Below are 2,175 nucleotides of genomic sequence, written 5' to 3'. Positions count from 1 at the left end.
TTTTTTTATTCTGGTATTTTATATGCCGGTGGCCATAGTGGGGTGGTAATACCCGTTCCCGTTCCGAACACGGAAGTCAAGCACCCTTACGCCGATGATACTCCTTTCAGGGGGAAAGTAGGTAGCTGCCGGCTTTTTTTTTATTTAAATAATTTTTTTGATTAAAAAATAAAAAATATATTCTTCATGATTGCTTATTGACATTAATTAATAAAAAAAGTAATATAATACAACATTTTAATAGAAATATTTAAATGGGCTCGCAAAAACGAGTCCATTTTTATTTATCAGGTTAACTGGAGATTTAATGGAATATATTCCTTTGAATTCGTATCCGCATTTTACAGAATGTGAAAAAATTGTCAGACAACTTGGTTTTCATCTGGTAGAGCTTAAAATCTCACCTCAGAATGGAGTTACTCAGATTCTTGCAACAATTACAGGAATCGATTCAAATATTAATATTGGTGTAAATGATTGTTCCAGGGTTCATAAAATTTTGCTTCCGGCTCTTGAAGAGATGCTTGGAACAGACAATACCTATATGGAATTAACGTCTCCAGGCATGGAGCGGAATATTAAAAATGCTGCAGAATTTGCATTGTTTTTAGGACGTGAAATACGTGTTTATGACAAAACAGTTACGGACTGGGTCGGCGGTGTTTTAAAATCAGCTGATTCATCATCAGTTAAATTAGAAGTTCTAAAAGAAGACGGTTCTGTAGAATTAAAATCGATTTCTTTTGAAAATATAGCAAAAGCAAAATTTATTCACTTATAAAATAATAAAAAATAAGACTGGTACAAAAATCAGTCGAATAGGAGACTAAGGTATGTCAGAAATGGCAGACGCAATCCGTGAACTTACTCAGGATAAAGGTTTTTCACTGGATTCAGTCAAACAGACAATCGAAAACACTTTAAGGGCAGCTTATAAGCGTACTTTTGGTACAGCTGATAACTGTGTAATCACTTTCGCTGATGATATGTCAGATGTTACTGTTGCTTCACGAAAGACAATTGTTGACGGTGTTTATGATCCGGTAACAGAAATTGAGCTGGAAGAAGCAAAACAGCTTTCTGAAGAGTGTGAGCTTGGTGATGAAATTGATATCATTGTAGACCCTAAAACTTTTGACCGTTCTGCTGTTTCTGTAGGTAAACAGGAGACTCACAAAGGTTTGAATGAGTCATTTAAAGATAAGCTTTATAACGAATATAAAGATAAAGTTGGTGAAATTATTATCGGATACTATCAGCGTGAATACAATGGTAATATTTATGTTGATTTGGGTAAAGTTGAAGGAGTTTTGCCAAAGAAATATCAGTCTCCTCGCGAAATCTATCAGAAAAATGATAGAATTAAGGCTTTTATTGTGGACCTTAAACGTATTTCTTCTGGATTGCAGCTTGTTTTGAGCCGTTCTGATCCAAAATTTGTTCAGTCTATTATTGAACTGGAAGTTCCTGAAATTCAGGACAAAACTGTAGAAATTAAAAAAATTGTACGCGATGCAGGTTATCGTACAAAAATTGCTGTAACTACTTCAAAAGAAGATGTTGATCCGGTTGGCTCTTGTGTAGGTCCAAAGGGTATGCGTATTCAGAATGTTATTCGCGAACTTGAAGGCGAAAAAATTGATATTTTACGCTATTCAGAAGATCCTGTTGTATTCATTAAGAATGCACTTTCTCCTGCAGAGGTTAATCGTGTTGTAATTCTTGATGATGAAAAAAAACAGGCTCTTGCAATCGTTTCTGACGAACAGTTCTCTGTTGCAATTGGTAAAAACGGTCAGAATGTACGTCTTGCAAACAGACTTTGTGACTGGAGTATCGATGTTAAAACAGAAGAACAGGCTGCAGAGCTTGATCTTACAGAAATTACAACCCGTCGAGCTCAGGAGCTTTTCACAAATAATGCTTCTGTTGATCAGGATGAAATCTCTGTTATTGCAGATTTGCCTGCCGTTAATCAGGAAGTTGCTGCTAAACTTGCTGAAGCCGGATACGACGATATTGAAAAATTTATTGTTGCATACGAAAACGGTGAACTCAATTCAATCGAAGGTATTACTGCAGAAGAACTTGAGGAAGTATCAAAAATTATCCGAAGCAATGTAGAATTTGTTGAGGAAGAATCTGAAGAATCAATTGAAGCTTCTGAAACTGCTC

Annotated in this window: 2 protein-coding genes and 1 rRNA gene; all 3 read left to right on the top strand. The window is 35.6% G+C overall.

The window, feature by feature from the left end:
* Positions 1-24: 24 nt before the first annotated feature.
* A 5S ribosomal RNA gene (gene rrf / locus ACKI5B_RS06510) occupies positions 25-134 on the top strand.
* Between the two features lie 173 nt (positions 135-307).
* Complete coding sequence (locus ACKI5B_RS06505; protein ID WP_407427011.1) at positions 308-781, top strand: LSm family protein; 474 nt, start codon at positions 308-310, stop codon at positions 779-781.
* 52 nt (positions 782-833) lie between these two features.
* The coding region (gene nusA, locus ACKI5B_RS06500) for a transcription termination factor NusA (RefSeq protein WP_407427009.1) at positions 834-2,175 on the top strand (1,342 nt) is incomplete at its 3' end.

Origin of the sequence: Treponema sp. (assembly GCF_045657965.1) — a bacterium.
Lineage (GTDB): Bacteria > Spirochaetota > Spirochaetia > Treponematales > Treponemataceae > Treponema_D.
Note: the sequence above shows the minus strand (reverse complement) of the source record. Positions and strands in the feature narration are given on the sequence as shown.